Below are 15,342 nucleotides of genomic sequence, written 5' to 3'. Positions count from 1 at the left end.
GAGCGTCTCATGCAGATCATTCGACTGAAGCTGAAGAACTGGAGAAATTTCCGATCCCTGGACGTGCCCTTGCAAGAGGTGTCGTACCTGCTTGGCCCCAATGCCTCAGGCAAGTCGAATTTCCTGGATGTGTTCCGCTTCTTACGCGACATCAGCAAGGCAAAGGGGGGCGGGCTGCAAACGGCAATCGCCGACCGGGGCGGCATCAGTAAACTGCGTTGCCTACATGCGCGTACCGACAACGAGGTGCAGATCGATGTCGAATTGGGCTCATCACCCGATGAACCATATGAGTGGCGCTACGTACTGGGTTTCAAGCCCGAAGGCAAAGGCGCGCAGCGCATCCTCATCTCCAGTGAGGAAGTTTGGCAAGGGGGAACCCGACTGTTTCAGCGGCCCGACAAGGCCGATCGACAGGACGTCATGCTTTTGACGCAAACGCGCCTAGAGCAAATCGGCGCCAACGCCCGATTCAGGGAACTGGCCGACTTTTTTGGGACCACTGTCTACTTACATCTGGTACCACAGCTACTGAAGTTTGCCGACAAGATTGGTGGGCAGCGACTGGACGATGATCCCTTCGGCCAAGGCTTTCTGGAGCGAGTCGCTAAGACGACGGAACGAACTCGCTCTGCGCGGCTAGCCCGCATTAACCGGGCACTGGCCTTGGCAGTACCTCAGTTTAAGGAGTTGCGCTTCAAGAAGGATGCCTTAGGCCACCCACACCTAGAAGCACTCTATTCGCATCATCGTCCCAATGCCGGCTGGCAATCCGAGGAGCAATTTTCGGACGGTACGCTGCGCCTCCTGGGCTTGCTGTGGTCACTACAGGAAGGCGACGCGCTGCTGTTACTGGAAGAGCCCGAAATTTCGCTCAACGATGCCATTGTCAAGCAGATACCACTCATTCTGAGTCGGCTGCAACGCGACCGCAAAGTAAGGCGCCAAATATTCGTCAGCACCCACAGCGAAGCGCTGCTCAGCAACCCTGGCATCGATGGACGCGGGGTGGTGCTGCTACAGAGCGGCTCGGATGGTTCAAAGGCTCGTACGCTCAACGAGGAGGAGACCCGACTTTTGGAGCAGGGCTTTTCGGTGGCAGAAGTCGTGCTGCCGAAGACGCGTCCCGAGACAGTTGACCAGTTGGGGTTGTTCTGATGGCAGGGCTCGCCATTGCTACTGAGGACGAATTGAGCGAGGTAGTTGCGAGAAGACTTGCTGCAGAGGTTCAGCCTAAGCTGAATGTGACCCAGACCCTTCGTAAGAACGGCTTTGGCTACCTGCGATCAAAAATGGCGAATTGGTGCCAGATGGCGCAGCATCAGCCGGTCTTCCTGCTTACCGATCTGGACCGGCTTGTCTGCCCAGCTGAGCTGTTGCGGCAATGGCGCGGAGCATTCAATCCCCCAGCCGATTTGTTGATGCGGGTAGCGGTCCGGGAGATTGAATCTTGGTTGCTGGCCGACCATGTTGCCATGCGTGAATTGCTTGGCTACAGGGGAAGGCTTCCGGCCTCTCCGGACGAGTTGCCCGACCCCAAGGCCACCTTACTTCAATTGGCCAGCAAACACGGCTCGCGCGACGTTCGCGCCGACTTGGTCAAACAGACAGGCGCTATTGCCAGTCAAGGCATTGGCTACAACGCCCGTCTGGCCAATTGGGTGCAGACCAGCTGGGATCCGCATCGAGCCTCTGAATGCTCGCCTAGCCTTAGGAAGGCTCGTGTCAGGTTGCAAGAATTAGCCCTTCGGGTCGAACAACAATGAAACTTCATTTCGAAGCGGATCTCCCCTACCAGTCCGAAGCGATCAAGGCCGTCTGCGACCTGTTCCGTGGGCAGGAGATCTGCCGCACCGAGTTCACGGTAACGGTGCGTGCCGCGCGAACCTACGACGAGCTGGCGGCGACGCAAGGCTCGCTGGACGGCATGCTGGCCACCGAGCAAGGGGGCATCGGCAACCGCTTGACCTTGCTGGACGAGGAGATCGAAGAGAACCTGCGCTCTGTCCAGCTGCGCAACGGCGTGCCACCGTCCACCAAGCTGTCGCCGGATTTCACGGTGGAGATGGAGACCGGTACCGGCAAGACCTACGTCTACCTGAAGACGGCCTTCGAGCTGAACCGCAACTACGGCTTCACCAAGTTCGTGATCGTCGTGCCCTCGGTCGCCATCAAGGAGGGCGTCAACAAGACGCTGCAGATCACGCGCGAACACTTCGAGACCCTGTACCCCAGCGCCAAGGGCTACGAGTTCTTCCAGTACGACTCCGGCAACCTGAGCAAGGTGCGCAACTTCGCCACCAGCCCGAACGTGCAGATCATGGTGATCACGGTCGGCGCGATCAACAAGTTCGGCGATGAGCAGGAGGCCGCGCTGGAAGAAGCCAACGAAGCCCTGCGCCGCGAGAAAAGCAAGAACGTCATGTACCGCGCCAGCGAGAAGACGGGCGGTGAGAAGCCCATCGACCTGGTACGCGCGACGCGACCCATCCTGATCGTGGACGAGCCGCAGAGCGTGGACGGCGGCATCGACGGCCGCGGCAAAAAGGCGCTGTCGCGCATGCACCCACTGTGCACGCTGCGCTACTCGGCCACGCACGTGGACAAGCACAACATGGTGTACCGGCTCGACGCCGTGGACGCCTACGAGCAGAAGCTGGTGAAGCAGATCGAGGTGGCCTCGGCCACTGTCGAACAGGGCTTCAACAAGCCCTACGTGAAGCTGGTGGGCATCAGCAACAAGCGCGGCGTCATAGCTGCCACGGTGGAACTGGACGTTCTGGGCAAGTCCGGCAGCATCCAGCGCAAGGAAGTCGTGGTGCAGGACGGCGACGACCTGGAGCAGACCACGGGCCGCGAGGTCTACGCCAACATGCGCGTGGGCACGCTGCGGGCCGCCACCAAGAGCCCCAAGACCGAGGCTCTGATGGAACTGCACCTGCCCGGCGGGCAGGAGTTCTTGCGCGTCGACGACAGCTGGGGCGGCGTGGAGCCGCTGGCGGTGCAGCGCGAGATGATCCGGCGCACCATCAAGGAGCACCTGGACAAGGAGAAGCGCCTGCGCCCTATGGGCGTCAAGGTGCTGAGCCTGTTCTTCATCGACGAGGTGAGCAAGTACCGCGTCTACGACGAGCAGGGCAATCCACAGAAGGGCGTGTATGCCACGATCTTCGAAGAGGAGTACCAGCGCTGGGCGCGCCACCCCGACTACCGCAGCATGTTCAACGAGGTCGACCTTAGCGCGGCGGCCCACGAGGTGCACAACGGCTACTTCTCGATCGACAAAAAGAAGGTCGGCGGCAAGACGGTGGAGATGGTGAAGGACACCAGCGGCAGCACTGCGGCCGACGATGACACCTACAACCTCATCATGCGTGACAAGGAAAAGCTGCTCAGCTTCGCCTCGCCGCTGAAGTTCATCTTCAGCCACTCGGCCCTGAAGGAAGGCTGGGACAACCCCAACGTCTTCCAGATCTGTAACTTCAGCACCCGCTCCACCGAGCGCTGGCGCAGGCAGACCATCGGCCGCGGCTTGCGGCTGTGCGTCAACCAGGAAGGCCAGCGCCTGCGCGGCTTCGAAGTGAACACGCTGACGGTAATCGCCAACGAAAGCTACCAGCAGTTCGCCGACAGCCTGCAGAAGGAGATCGAAGAAGACGGCTTCCAGTTCGGCGTGGTGCCGGACCACCTCTTCGCAGGCGTGGCCGTCCAGCAGACGGACGGCACGCAGAAGCCTTTGGGCTTCGACGCCTCCAAGGTGCTGGCCGAACACCTGCGTGCGCAGCGGCTGATCGATGCCAAGGGCAAGGTGCAGGACAGCCTGCGCCAGGCCATCAAGGAAGGCAGCCTGACGCTGCCCCCCGAGCTGGAAGCCCAGCGCGCTCAGATTCTTGAGCTGCTGCGCAAGGTCGCCGGCAAGCTGGAGATCAAGAACGCCGACGAACGCCGCCAGGTGCCGGTGCGGCGTGCAGTGCTGGACAGCCCCGAGTTCAAGGCGCTGTGGGACCGCATCAAGTTCAAGACCACGTATCGCGTCCACTTCGACAACGACAAGCTGATCCGCGACTGCATCGCCGCGGTGATCGCTGCGCCGCCCATCAGCAAGGTGCGCCTGCAATGGCGCAAGGCCAACATGGAGATCGGCCAAGCCGGCATCGTGGCCCAGGAGACCGGCGGCGCCAGCGTTGTCGTGCTGGATGAAGGCGACATCGAGCTGCCCGACATCCTGACCGAACTGCAGAACCGCACCCAGCTGACCCGCCGCAGCATCGCGCGGATCCTGGTCGAAAGTCATCGCCTCAACGACTTCAAGCGCAACCCGCAGCAGTTCATAGAGATCGTGGCCGACGCCATCAACCGCTGCAAGCGCGTCGTGCTGGTGGACGGCATCCGCTACCAGCGACTCGGCGACGACCAGTACTACGCGCAAGAGCTGTTCGAGAAGGAAGAGCTGACCGGCTACCTGAAGAACATGCTGCAGGACGCCCAGCGCTCGGTCTACCAGCACGTGGTCTACGACTCCGAGGTCGAACGCGACTTCGCGGACCAGCTGGAAAAGAACGACGCGATCAAGGTCTACGCCAAGCTGCCAGGCTGGTTCAAGGTACCCACGCCGCTGGGTATCTACAACCCTGACTGGGCCGTGCTGGTGACGACGCCCGATGGCGACCGGCTTTACTTCGTCGTTGAGACCAAGAGCAGCCTCTTCGACAACGACCTGCGGAACACCGAGAGCGCCAAGATCGAGTGCGGGCGAGCGCACTTCAAGGCGCTGGCGGTCGGCGACAACCCGGCGATCTACGACAAGTTCGTGGATGTGGACGGGTTGGTGGAGCGGGCGCAGGCCGTCCAGTAGCCTCAGGCGTCACGGGGGAACGTTCGGTGCTGCAGATTCACGAGGTGATTGGGCGGGCAGAGCAGGGCAAGTCCTTGCCCTATCTGTGCCGAGGTGAGGACGGCGAGCTGTACTATGTCAAGGGTCAGCAGACCAACCGATCCAGCCTCTGGGCCGAGTGGATCTGCGGCCACGCTGCGCGTGCGATGGGACTGACGATCCCGCCTTTCTGCCTGGTGCAGATCGACGAGGCTTTGCTCGCTGAGCTGCCGCGGGAGGACCGCGCGCTGGGTTCGTTGCCAGCGTTCGGGTCTCAGCAGCATCGTCATGTCGCTTGGCTAGAGCCGGCGATGGTGGGGCAGGTGCCTGTAGAGGTGCAGCGCGACGTGCTGGTTTTCGATTGGTGGGTTCAGAACACGGATCGCCTGGTGAAGAACTCCAACCTCCTGTGGGACGCCGATGCCGAGTCCTTGGTTGTGATTGATCACAACTTGGCACTTCTTCCTGGCTTTAACCCGACGGAATTTCTTCAACATCACATCTTTGCCAGCCAGTGGGACGCGGTCGTCGGGGACCTTGTGGTTCGCGACCGGTACATGGAACGCCTTGCTGTGGCCTTCGTCGCGGCAGAGGAGGCCCGACGAACCGCTCCTGAGGCCTGGCTATGGGAAAATTCTGAGTTCGACGTGCCTTGTCGCTTTGATGTTGACCAGGCGATGCAGACTCTCTCTCGTTGTGCGACCCTTGACCTATGGAGGATGGAATGAACAAGTTCGCTTGCCGCTACGCCGTGCTCCAGTTCGCGCCGTACCGGGAAACTGGGGAGTTTGCCAACGTCGGTGTGGTCCTGATGTGCCCCCAGACGGGCTACTTCGGCTTCCTGCTGCAGACGCGCAAGCACAAGCGGGTGACTGACTTCTTTGATGAGCTGCCGCGGCACGTGTACGCGCGAGCGCTGCAGATCATGCGGGCTGAGCTGCAGAGGACCGCCGAGGTCTTGGCCAAGGCGCCGGTGTCTGATCGGGCCCAGTACTTGCGCCAGGTGTTCGATGCGCTTGCGCACCCGCGCGAGACCTTGGTCCGTTTCAGCGCACCTCGGGCCGTTGTGACCGAAGACCCAGCGGCTGAGCTTCAGCGTCAGTACGACTACTACGTCGACAGAGCCTTTGCGACCCCCGAGTACGTTGAACAGGGCATCGAGAAGCGCCTGAAGGCCCTGCTGAACACGCTGGAGCTTTCGCTGCCCTTCAAGCCGGCAAAGGTAGGTGATGACGACGTTTACGCGCGGTTCCCGCTTGTGCAGCAGCGCGGTGGCAGCGCTGCGAAGATCATCAAGCCCTTCAACCTGACGCAGGACGACACCATGGGCATTTATGACCACGGTGACGCCTGGCTGCAGAAGATCCGGCGTCTCCGGGCTCGCAACCTGTTGCCGGCCGACGTGCTGTTCGCCGTTGCTGGCCCTTCTCAGGCCGATGCGAAGAGGTTTGCAGCCTTCTCGGAGATCTGCACCGAACTGAGGAGGCAGGAAGTGCTGCCGGTTGAAGAGTCCCACCGCGCAGAAATTGTGAGCTTCGCGCTGGCTGCCTGAAAGTTGGACCGCTCGCCGCAGAGCGGTAGGCACGTAAGAGTCAGGGGCAATGCGGCCGCATTCGGCGGGGCGTCAAGTCTCGGAGGGGAGCGCGCCAGGTGGGCTCTGCTGATGACTGGGCGTGACCGACAATCGCTTGCCAGGGAGCAAGCAGATTGAAAAAACCCACCATCGAGCTGTTCATAAGGCAGAGGCGCCTAAGCGTCTAGCACCTGAAAAAAGTTCATCGCGAGCGTCGTCGCGTCATCCGATCCCGGCGGGTGCGCATAAAGCGGCCGCAGGCCTACGGCGCCATCGCCGTCACGGTGTGAATCGACCCGGGTTCCCTAGACACCCATCCCCGATGGCCACCCCGAACTGCTCCACTTTTGGCCAGTCAAACTGCTCCAGGCAGGACGGGGTGATTATGCGGGGTCGGGTGTGATGGCCAGGCGTGCTGCGGCCTCCTTGAGCCTGTAGCTCTTGCCCTCGAACTCCAACATGGCGCAGCGGTGCATGAGGCGGTCGAGGATGGTGGTGGCCATGGTGGCGTCGCCGAGGTAGCGGCCCCAGTCCTGCACAACGCGGTTGGAGGTGATGACGATGGAGCGGCGCAGCTTGTAGCGCTGGTGCACCAGGGCCTGCAGCAGCTCGGCCGCGTGCTCGCTGATGCGCCTGGCCAGGAACAGGTCATCGAGCACCAGCAGGTCAGCCGCCACCCAGCCCTTGAGCAGACGCGCGCGTTCGTCGGCGTCGGCCAGCGCGTAGCGGGCGAACTCGCTGTCGGCTTCGACATAGGCCACATCGTGGCCCTGCAAGGTGGCCTGGGCTTCAAAGCGTTTGGCCCAAGCGCGGATGGTGTGGCGGGAGACGCCGGTGCGGCGCTCGATCTCGCGCTGGGTGTTGCCCGCGCGAAGCAGCGTCCAGATCGTGGTTTGCAGATGTGGCTTCAAGACGTTCACCTCGTGAATCCCCCCTCGTGATCAAGGGGGCGAAAGTTACGTCCTGCTCGTCAGGGCTGAGGCGCCTGACTCACCGTTCTCAATGGGTCAATTCACCCCGGCCGGGTGGAGCAGTTTGGGTGGCCATAGGTGGGGCAGTTTGGGTGGCCGCCGGGACACCCATGAGCCGTTGGGAATGGCGTCGTTCGAACTCTACTGGCGAAGTGCCGCCGGCAGTGCCGTGGCGCCGCTTGGGGTTGTAGAACATCTCGATGTAGCTGAAGACGTCGGCGCGGGCGTCGTTGCGGGTCACCGTGCTATTGACGATCTGGAGACGGCTTTCGAGATAGAGAGTGAGTTCAAGACCTGGCGGCAGCGCTTCAGGGAATGGCGCAAAGAGCGCAAGAGCTGGCGCGTCTAGTGCTGAAGGGCTGATGGGCGCCTGCTTCCGACCAGCTGACGCATCCAATGCGCTGGAAAGCCATCCAACCCAATCAGATCTGGCATGGTAGATTGAATGGTAGAAAGAAAAAGAAAAGCGCCCGTCTGGGCGCTTTGCTATTGGCTTTCTGGCGGAGAGGGCGGGATTCGAACCCGCGGTGGGGGTTAGCCCACACACGCTTTCCAGGCGTGCGACTTAAACCGCTCATCCACCTCTCCTGCAAGCCTGCCATCATAGCCCATTCTGGCGACGCTTGGAGAAAAGCTCGCATCAATCGAGGCCGTGACGCCAGTTCAACCGATGCACGACTTCGTTCAGGTAGAGCATGCGGCGAGATCGCGCCAGCGCGTGGCCGTCAACGTCGATGAGTGCCACATTGCAAAGGATGTTCATCGGGTCGAACAGGGCGACGACGTCGGGCTGGATTTCCGTCCATGCCCAAGCAATGCGGATCGGCGGCTCATCCTCGGTTGACCACAGTTCCTGCCCGCAGCGCAGCCCGCAGCGCGCCAGATCCGCCTGAACGTTGCGCCGGATTTGACGCAGCGCGTGGAACGCCGTTTCAAACTCGTTTACAGTCTTAACGACTGTTTCGCAGGCCATCAGTCGCCACGTTGCCATCTGCATCGGCTCGCCCGTCTTCATCTGCATGACTTGCAGTTTGCGTTTGTCTATGGCGCGTTGCGCCTACCAACCCTTGTAGCGCGTGGTGCACCGATGAACCTGCAGCGGTACGAACAAGTCAGCCAGGCGGGCGATTTCGCGTCCTTCCGCCAAGGCCTCATCGACTTCGCCAACGACATGGATTTCGGCCTGGTCGCCGGCGTCCTCGCGATCGAACATCGCGGGCCCGGCGCGAAAACCGAATACGTCACGGTCAGCAACACGCCGACGGCGTTTCTGCAGGCCTTCAACGACGCGTCTTATGCGCGGCGAGATCCGGTGCATCGTCATCTGATGCAGAACTCGGCCCCGTTGATCTATCAGCAAGAGCTCTACGTGAAAGCCGGGGCGGGCGACCTGTGGGAGATGCAGGCGCCGTTCGGCTACCGGACCGGTGTTGCGGTCAGCGTGCACATGCCGGGCCATCGGCGCTTTCTGCTGGGGGTGGACCGCGAGGCCCCGCTGCCGACCGATCCGGTGCAGTTGAATCGGATGATCGCGGACTTGCAGCTGCTGGCTGTGCACGCGCAGGACGCAGCGGCACGGCTGCTGGTGTCCAGCCGCGCCAAGGCAGGCAAGCCCAGTTTGACGCCGCGTCAGTTGCAGATCCTGCAGTTGACGAGGGAGGGCAAGAGCGCCTGGGTCGCCGGTTCGGTGCTGGGCATCAGCGAGAACACGGTTAACTACCACATGAAGCAGCTCTTCAAGGAGCTGGACGTCTCCACCAAGCCGCAGGCGGTGCTGAAAGCCCTGGAGCTGGGCCTGCTCTGAGTCACCGGGACTACCAGGGTTTGTAGTTCCGCCAGCGCTGTCTTTCCTACAGACTGTGGATCATTGGCAATCGGCCGATCGGCCAGGTGGAGAGCTTATGTGGAAGTTCATTGCTGAATTGCTGGGGCTGCCGTACGGCGGCGGCTCCTGAAGCTGTTTCGCTGAAAGACAGCTTTACCAACTCTTTCGTTCGGCGCCCCCCGAACGTCTTGCGCCCGCAGGTTCCTTCATCGGTTCCTGCGGGCTTTTTTATGTGCGATGGGCCACCGCGCCGAGCGGCCACCGTCGCGGGTCATCCCCCCGTGGCCGCCCGCCGGGTCATGCCGCGAGCGGCTCGGTGCGGGCCAGCAGCCAGGCGAGTGCCGCGCCGTCGACGCGGGAGCGCAGCCGGTCGCGCACGGTGGCGTGATAGTCGTTCAGCCAACCGATCTCGTCGGCGCTCAGCAGGCTCGTGTCGATGCAGCGCGTGTCGATGGGGCACAGCGTCAGCGTCTCGAAGCCCAGCATCTCGCCGAAGGCGTGGTTCTCGGGGGTGTCGACCACCACGTTGAGCACCAGGTTCTCGATGCGCACGCCCCACTGGCCGGGGCGGTAGAGGCCCGGTTCGATGGAGGTGATCATGCCGGGCTCCATGGCCATGCTCGGCTCGGGGATGGCCTTGGAAATGCTCTGCGGCCCCTCGTGCACGTTCATGAAGTAGCCCACGCCGTGACCGGTGCCGTGGCCGTAGTCCAGGCCGTGTGCCCACAGCGGTGCCCGCGCAATGGCGTCCAGCATGGGGCTGAGCGTGCCCCGCGGGAAGCGGGCGCGTGACAGCGCCAGCGTGCCCTTGAGCACCAGCGTGTAGTCGCGCTTCTGAGCGGCGCTGACCTTGCCGATCGGCCACACGCGGGTGATGTCCGTCGTGCCGCCCAGGTACTGGCCGCCGGAGTCGATGAGCAGCAGGCCGTCGCCGGCGATCTGTGCGAACGACTCGGGCGTGGCGTGGTAGTGCGGCAGGGCGCCGTTGGCGTTGAAGCCGGCGATCGTGGAGAAGCTCAGGCCGACGAAACCCGGGCGGCGCTTGCGGGCGGCCGTCAGTCGGGTGTCGATGTCCAGTTCGCTCCAGCGCTCGCCGCGGGCCAGCGAGGCCTCGAACTCGGCGTAGAACTCGCACATCGCCGCGCCGTCCTCGGCCATGGTCTCGCGGACGAAGGCTGCCTCGGCCGGCGTCTTGCGGCTCTTCAGCAAGGTGCTCGGGTTGATCTGCTCGACGAGTTTGACGCCGGCCGGCGCGGCGTCGCGCAGCCCGAGCGTGACGCGGCGCGGGTCGATCAGCAGCGTGGCGTCGGCGGGCAGTGCGGCCAGCGCCGAGGCGGCCTGCGCATAGGGCGACAGCCGGATGCCGTCGGCAGCGAGCCGCGCCGCCACATCGGCAGGGACCTTGCCGTCGGCCACGAAGAGCTGGCCGCTGGCGGCATCCAGCAGCAGGTGGGCGATGAAGACCGGGTTGCAGTCGACATCGCTGCCGCGCAGGTTCAGCAGCCAGGCGACGTCGTCGACGGTCGAGACCAGGTGGTGTGTCGCGCCGATGGCGGCCATGGCCGCGCGCACGCGGGCCAGCTTGTCGGCGCGCGGCACGGCCGCCTGGGGCGGCAGATGCTCGTACACGGGGGCGGCGGGCAAGCCGGGGCGGTCGTCCCAAGCTGACTGGATCAGGTCGAGGTCGGTTCGCAGCGCCACGGCTTTGCGGCCCAGGCCGGCACGCAACTGGTTGGCCAGCGCCAGCCCGAGCACCTGGCCGTCCACGGCAAGCGTCTCGCCGGGCTGCAGTTGCTGGGCGATCCACTCGATGTAGATCGTCGACGCGCCGGAGTTCATCTTCTCCAGCTGGATGCCGCTGCCGGCGAGCTGGGCTTCGGCCTGCGTCCAGTAGCGGCTGTCGGCGAACAGCGCTGCGCGGTCGCGCGTGACGACCAGGCTGCCGACCGACCCCGTGAAGCCCGACGCCCACTGACGCCCTTGCCAGCGCTCGGGCAGGTACTCCGACAGGTGCGGATCACTGGACGGCACGAGCACGGCGTGCACGTGATGGGCGACGAGAGCGTCGCGCAGGCGCTCGATGCGCAGTCGGGTTTCGGAGGTGCGGGTGTCCATGGCGTCAGGCCTCATCGCGGACCCGAACCGGGTGGGGGCCGGGTCATGGAGGGGTGCCGCAGATTGTAGGAGCCGGGGGGCGGCCGGGCCCAGGTGGCGACGGGTAGCGCCGGTCGTGGCCGTTGACTGCCGGTCAGAACGCCAGCGTCAGGCTCAGGTCTGCTGCCGGACTGAGCTTGCCCTTGTGCATGCTCATCGCGGTATGGGCATAGACGGCGAGGTCCACCTTGAGCGGCCCTTGCTGCCAGCCCAGGCCGGCGGTGGGTGCAGCCGGCGCAGGCAGCTTGAGCCGGCCTGAATCGCTGGAGCGGATGCGCAGCGGCACCAGCAGCCCGGCTCGCCAGGCCCAGGGTGCCATGCGGTGCTCCAGGCCAAAGCGCAGCATCTGCAGGTCGATCTGCGTGCTGCCGTAGCGGCCGTGGGTGGACTCGATGTCGCCGCTTACCGTCGTGGCGCCCGTCCAGCGCCAGGCCAGGCCTGCGGCCAGCTTGCGCGGGAAGTGCGCTGTGGTGTTGGACTCGCGCGTGCCGGCCGCGTCGGTGGTCGTGACGTGGATATCGAGCTTGGTGTTGAGGTCGCTGACCTGGGCGCCCAGCGTCAGGTCGGGGCTGAGCTGGTAGCGCAGGCTCAGGCCGAAGGCCGTGGCCCTGGCGCCGGTGGACTGCACGGTGTAGCCGTTGGAATGCGCATGCACACCGCAGAAGTTGGACTTGCAGTCGATGCGGTCGACGTAGAAGCCCAAGGTCCATGGGCTGTCGCCGGACGGAGCGAGCGCGGCGGCGTAGCGCCAGGTCTTGGTCTTGCTGTCGATATCGCCATCGAAGTTGCCGTCCACGCCGGGCAGCAGGAAGCGCAGGAACAGGCTTTCGAAATCGGTATCGGTGTAGTTGCCGCTGGCCCGGGCGTGGATGCGGGGGTAGAAGCTGCCGGCCACCGTGGCCTTGAAACCCCAGTCTTGCGGCAGTGGCAGCCGCCAGGCCGCGCCGATGAAGTTGTAGGCGTGCAGCCGGGCGTTGAGCTGACGCGAGATGCTGAACTCGAAGCCCTGCACGCCCAGCAGGCCGGCCGGGTTGGTGTAGATCGCGTAGAGGTCGTCCGCCGCGGCCACACCGGTGCCGGCCTGCGCCACCCAGCGGGGGCCGATGCCGGCGCCGGTGTCCACGCCTTCGGCCTGGAAGCTGCGGTCCGCAGCCTGGGAGGACGCGGAGATGGACAGCAGCGCGAGCGCCAGCCTCATAGTTCGGTCCGCAAGGCCCACAGCTCCGGGAACAGCACCACGTCCAGCATCTTGCGCAGGTAGCTGACGCCGCCGGTGCCGCCGGTGCCGCGCTTGAAGCCGATGACGCGTTCCACGGTCGTCACGTGGCGAAAGCGCCAGAGGCGGAACGCGTCTTCCAGGTCCACCAGCTCCTCGCCCATCTGGTAGAGGTCCCAGTGCTGTTGCGGGTCGCGGTAGACGCTGAGCCAGGCGGCCTTCACGCCGTCGCTGGCCACATGGGGCTGGGTCCAGTCGCGCTGCAGATGGGCGGTCGGCACGGCGACGCCACGGCGGGCCATGAGCTGGATCGCCTCGTCGTACAGCGACGGCGCCTCGAAGGCCTGCCGGACTTGCGCCAGCAGGTCGGGCCGGTGTTCGTGGGGCTTGAGCATGGCCGGGTTCTTGTTGCCCAGCATGAATTCGATGCGCCGGTACTGCGCGCTCTGAAAGCCGCTGCTCTTGGCCAGGTAGGGTCGGATGGCGCTGTACTCCGGCGGCGTCATCGTCGCGAGCACGTCCCAGGCGTGCACGAGCTGCTCCATGATGCGCGACACGCGGGCGAGCATCTTGAAGGCTTCGGGCAGGCGGTCGGCCGCGACGTTGGCGACGGCGGCCTGCAGCTCGTGCAGCATCAGCTTCATCCACAGCTCGGATGTCTGGTGCTGCACGATGAACAGCATCTCGTTGTGGTCGGGCGAGAGCGGGGTTTGCGCGTTCAGGATGGCATCGAGTTGCAGGTAGTCGCCATAGCTCATGTCGCGCGAGAAATCGAGCTGGGCGCCGTGGTGTTCGACGGTCGACATGGCTCAGGTCACCTTGGAGCGGCTGATGAACTCGGGGCGGTCCCAGGCCCGTGTCGCGATGATGTCCTCCAGCGCGTCCACGGCCCGCACGACGTCGGCAAAACCGTTGTACATCGGCGCGAAGCCGAAGCGCAGCAGCTCGGGGTCGCCCGCGCGGAAGTCGCCGATGACGCCGCGGGCGATCAGCGCCTGCATGACGGCGTAGCCATCGGTGCCGCGCGGCAGCGCGAACGACACCTGCGAGCCGCGCAGCGCTGCGTCGCGCGGCGTGGCGATGGCGGCACCCGGCACGCGCTCTTCCACGGCGCCCATGAAGGCCTCCGTCAGCGCGAGCGACTTGTTGCGCAGCGCGCGGATGCCGCCGAGCTTCTGGGCCGCGTCGTAGACATCCAGCGCGGTGTCCAGCGCCGTCATCGACAGCAGCGGCGGCGTGCCGCACTGGTATTGCTGGATGCCCGGCGCGGGTTGGTAGTCGCTGTCGAAGTCGAACGGCGAGGCATGGCCCAGCCAGCCGGTGAGCGGCTGCCAGATCTGGCCGTCGTGGCGCGGGTGCATCCAGACGAAGGCCGGCGCGCCGGGGCCGCCGTTGAGGTATTTGTAGCCGCAACCGATGGCGAAATCGGCGGCGGTGCCCAGCAGGTCGATGGGCACGGCGCCGGCGCTGTGCGCCAGGTCCCACACGGCGAGCGCACCGGCCTGCTGCGCCCAGCGCGTCAGCAAGCCCATGTCGTGCATGCGGCCGGTGCGGTAGTTGACGTGCGTGAGCATCAGCACGGCGCAGCGCTCGTCCAGCAGCGGCGCGATGTCTTCGGGCTGCTCGACGAGGATGAGTTCGCCGCCGTGTGCGCGCGCCACGCTCTGCGCGATGTAGTTGTCCGTCGGGAAGTTGCTGCGCTCGCTGACGATGACTTTGCGCTGGCCCTGCTGCAGCTGCAGCGCGGCGTGCAGCACCTTGTAGAGGTTGACCGACGTGGAATCGGCCACGAGCACCTCGCCCGGGCGCGCGCCCAGCCAGGGCGCCAGCCGGTCGCCCAGGCGGCGGGGCAGGTCGATCCAGCCCGCGCTGTTCCAGCTCTTGATCAGGCCTTGCCCCCATTCCTGCTCGACGGCGCGCTGCAGCCGCGCCGGGGTGGCGCGGGGCAGGGCGCCCAGGGAATTGCCGTCCAGGTAGGTCAGGCCCTCCGGCAGCGTGAAGAGCTCGCGCAGGGCGCGCAGCGGGTCGGCCGCGTCGAGGCGGTTCGCATCGTCGAGATTCATGGCAGGTCCCTCAGGATGGCGCGCACCGGGCTGGCACAGGCGCCTTGGAGTTTGAGCGGCAGGGCGATCAGCTCGTAGTCGCCCTCGGGCACGTCGTCGAGCACGAGGTTCTCCAGCACGCGCAGGTCGTGGCGGCGCAGTTGCTGGTGGCTGTCCAGGGCCTTGGAGTCGGCCGGGTCGACGCTGGGCGTGTCGATGCCGATGAGCTTCACGCCGCGCGCGGCCAGCCAGTCCACGGCCTCGGGCGCGTAGGCGCTGAAGCCGGGGTTCCAGTGGGTGTCGGCCCGGGCCAGCGTGCGCACCAGCACCCGCGGCGGCAGCTCGGCCTCGGCGTGGCGCAGGTGCTCGACGAGGATCAGCGGCGCGGCGCCGATGGCATGGATGACGCGGCAGCGGCCGAGGTAGGTGTCCAGCGGCACCTCGTCGATGGCGGGCGCATCGTTGGCGTAGTGCAGCGGCGCGTCTGCGTGCGCGCCCACGTGGGGCGACATCGTCATCGCGCTGAGGTTCACGGGGCAGCCCGGCGTGAGCCGCGCCGTCCAGGTCAGGCGGTAGGGCTCGTCGCCGGGGAAGATGGGCGCATCAGGGGCAACGAGGGGCGAGATATCCCACAGGCGCGGTGGGGCGACGGGCGTGGCGGAGGAAGGCATGGCGGGCGACACCATAG

At 65.1% G+C, this 15,342-nt stretch carries 13 protein-coding genes, 1 tRNA gene and 1 pseudogene; 6 read left to right on the top strand and 9 right to left on the bottom strand.

The window, feature by feature from the left end; genetic code table 11:
- The first annotated feature begins 9 nt into the window (after positions 1-9).
- Genes ACG00X_RS03405 through ACG00X_RS03385 form a run of 5 tightly spaced genes read left to right on the top strand, consistent with a single transcriptional unit; the run spans position 10 to position 6,425 of the window.
- On the top strand, positions 10-1,158 hold the full coding sequence (locus ACG00X_RS03405) for an AAA family ATPase (protein WP_394486543.1): 1,149 nt from the start codon (positions 10-12) through the stop codon (positions 1,156-1,158).
- Positions 1,158-1,766 (top strand): hypothetical protein, encoded by a 609-nt coding sequence (locus ACG00X_RS03400; RefSeq protein WP_394486542.1) that lies wholly within the window; start codon positions 1,158-1,160, stop codon positions 1,764-1,766. Before ACG00X_RS03405 ends, ACG00X_RS03400 begins: the two co-directional genes overlap by 1 nt.
- Positions 1,763-4,855, top strand: a complete 3,093-nt coding sequence (locus ACG00X_RS03395; protein WP_394486541.1) for a type III restriction-modification system endonuclease — start codon at positions 1,763-1,765, stop codon at positions 4,853-4,855. The genes ACG00X_RS03400 and ACG00X_RS03395 overlap by 4 nt, the downstream gene beginning before the upstream one ends.
- Positions 4,856-4,881: 26 nt before the next feature.
- Positions 4,882-5,601 (top strand): HipA family kinase, encoded by a 720-nt coding sequence (locus ACG00X_RS03390; RefSeq protein ID WP_394486540.1) that lies wholly within the window; start codon positions 4,882-4,884, stop codon positions 5,599-5,601.
- A complete protein-coding gene (locus ACG00X_RS03385; protein ID WP_394486539.1) occupies positions 5,598-6,425 on the top strand; it encodes a DUF3037 domain-containing protein in 828 nt (275 codons plus the stop codon). Before ACG00X_RS03390 ends, ACG00X_RS03385 begins: the two co-directional genes overlap by 4 nt.
- 404 nt (positions 6,426-6,829) lie before the next feature.
- Here ACG00X_RS03385 and ACG00X_RS03380 read toward each other — a convergent pair whose 3' ends face one another.
- From ACG00X_RS03380 to ACG00X_RS03365, 4 genes and pseudogenes are all read right to left on the bottom strand, one after another.
- On the bottom strand, positions 6,830-7,366 hold the full coding sequence (locus tag ACG00X_RS03380; RefSeq protein ID WP_394486538.1) for an ATP-binding protein: 537 nt from the start codon (positions 7,364-7,366) through the stop codon (positions 6,830-6,832).
- Between the two features lie 166 nt (positions 7,367-7,532).
- Positions 7,533-7,655: pseudogene (locus tag ACG00X_RS03375) on the bottom strand (IS3 family transposase); the annotation flags it as partial.
- 260 nt (positions 7,656-7,915) lie between these two features.
- Positions 7,916-8,005 (bottom strand) — tRNA-Ser (locus ACG00X_RS03370).
- Between the two features lie 52 nt (positions 8,006-8,057).
- Positions 8,058-8,438 (bottom strand): hypothetical protein, encoded by a 381-nt coding sequence (locus ACG00X_RS03365; protein WP_394486537.1) that lies wholly within the window; start codon positions 8,436-8,438, stop codon positions 8,058-8,060.
- 66 nt (positions 8,439-8,504) lie between these two features.
- On the opposite strand from ACG00X_RS03365, the gene ACG00X_RS03360 reads away from it, so the two are divergent.
- Complete coding sequence (locus ACG00X_RS03360) at positions 8,505-9,221, top strand: helix-turn-helix transcriptional regulator (RefSeq protein ID WP_394486536.1); 717 nt, start codon at positions 8,505-8,507, stop codon at positions 9,219-9,221.
- 318 nt (positions 9,222-9,539) lie between these two features.
- Here the strand turns inward: ACG00X_RS03360 and ACG00X_RS03355 are convergent, their stop codons facing one another.
- From ACG00X_RS03355 to kynB, 5 genes are all read right to left on the bottom strand, one after another.
- Positions 9,540-11,357, bottom strand: a complete 1,818-nt coding sequence (locus ACG00X_RS03355) for an aminopeptidase P family protein (RefSeq protein WP_394486535.1) — start codon at positions 11,355-11,357, stop codon at positions 9,540-9,542.
- Positions 11,358-11,490: 133 nt separating this feature from the next.
- A complete protein-coding gene (locus ACG00X_RS03350; RefSeq protein WP_394486534.1) occupies positions 11,491-12,594 on the bottom strand; it encodes a hypothetical protein in 1,104 nt (367 codons plus the stop codon).
- A complete protein-coding gene (gene kynA / locus ACG00X_RS03345) occupies positions 12,591-13,418 on the bottom strand; it encodes a tryptophan 2,3-dioxygenase (RefSeq protein WP_394486532.1) in 828 nt (275 codons plus the stop codon). Before kynA ends, ACG00X_RS03350 begins: the two co-directional genes overlap by 4 nt.
- A gap of 3 nt (positions 13,419-13,421) precedes the next feature.
- Positions 13,422-14,675 carry a kynureninase gene (gene kynU / locus ACG00X_RS03340; protein ID WP_394486531.1) on the bottom strand — a complete coding sequence of 418 codons (1,254 nt, stop codon included), beginning with the start codon at positions 14,673-14,675 and terminating at the stop codon, positions 13,422-13,424.
- Positions 14,672-15,325, bottom strand: coding sequence for an arylformamidase (kynB, locus tag ACG00X_RS03335; RefSeq protein ID WP_394486529.1), 654 nt, complete (start codon positions 15,323-15,325; stop codon positions 14,672-14,674). Before kynB ends, kynU begins: the two co-directional genes overlap by 4 nt.
- Between the last annotated feature and the right edge of the window lie 17 nt (positions 15,326-15,342).

Source organism: Pelomonas nitida (assembly GCF_043555975.1).
GTDB lineage: Bacteria > Pseudomonadota > Gammaproteobacteria > Burkholderiales > Burkholderiaceae_C > Pelomonas > Pelomonas nitida.
This window is presented reverse-complemented; position numbering and strand designations above follow the sequence as displayed.

Bases quoted from the DNA above. Each gene is read 5' to 3' on its own strand.
- ACG00X_RS03395 (WP_394486541.1), top strand. From the start codon at position 1,763: ATGAAACTTCATTTCGAAGCGGATCTCCCCTACCAGTCCGAAGCGATC.
- kynB (WP_394486529.1), bottom strand. From the start codon at position 15,325: ATGCCTTCCTCCGCCACGCCCGTCGCCCCACCGCGCCTGTGGGATATC.
- ACG00X_RS03355 (WP_394486535.1), bottom strand. From the start codon at position 11,357: ATGGACACCCGCACCTCCGAAACCCGACTGCGCATCGAGCGCCTGCGC.
- ACG00X_RS03405 (WP_394486543.1), top strand. From the start codon at position 10: ATGCAGATCATTCGACTGAAGCTGAAGAACTGGAGAAATTTCCGATCC.
- ACG00X_RS03385 (WP_394486539.1), top strand. From the start codon at position 5,598: ATGAACAAGTTCGCTTGCCGCTACGCCGTGCTCCAGTTCGCGCCGTAC.
- ACG00X_RS03365 (WP_394486537.1), bottom strand. From the start codon at position 8,438: ATGCAGATGAAGACGGGCGAGCCGATGCAGATGGCAACGTGGCGACTG.
- ACG00X_RS03400 (WP_394486542.1), top strand. From the start codon at position 1,158: ATGGCAGGGCTCGCCATTGCTACTGAGGACGAATTGAGCGAGGTAGTT.
- ACG00X_RS03360 (WP_394486536.1), top strand. From the start codon at position 8,505: ATGAACCTGCAGCGGTACGAACAAGTCAGCCAGGCGGGCGATTTCGCG.
- kynU (WP_394486531.1), bottom strand. From the start codon at position 14,675: ATGAATCTCGACGATGCGAACCGCCTCGACGCGGCCGACCCGCTGCGC.
- kynA (WP_394486532.1), bottom strand. From the start codon at position 13,418: ATGTCGACCGTCGAACACCACGGCGCCCAGCTCGATTTCTCGCGCGAC.
- ACG00X_RS03350 (WP_394486534.1), bottom strand. From the start codon at position 12,594: ATGAGGCTGGCGCTCGCGCTGCTGTCCATCTCCGCGTCCTCCCAGGCT.